Annotated in this window: 1 pseudogene; it reads right to left on the bottom strand. The window is 68.7% G+C overall.

Annotation, left to right across the window (positions count from 1 at the left end):
• Positions 1-259 (bottom strand): annotated as a pseudogene (locus tag ACR6JA_RS23140) (hypothetical protein); the annotation flags it as partial.

Raw genomic sequence — 259 nt, 5'->3', positions numbered from 1 at the left:
GGTTGCTGTTCCAGCCGATCCCCACGCCGATGCTCTGCATGTTGCCGGCACCACCCATCGACACGGCCCGGCCGCCGCCGATGCTGTAGAGCACGTCGTCGCCGATCACGCTGCCGCTGACGTTCACGCCATTGGGATCGATGCGCGTCTGCGCCCAGGCGACGCCGACGACCAGCGTGATGGCCGCCACGAGCAGCGTGGCCCGCAAGGGCGATTTCGCGCGGTGCAGGAAGTCAGGGAGGGAGGCGTTCATCGTGGG

This window comes from Cedecea sp. B1(4), from assembly GCF_059414925.1.
Note: the sequence above shows the minus strand (reverse complement) of the source record. Positions and strands in the feature narration are given on the sequence as shown.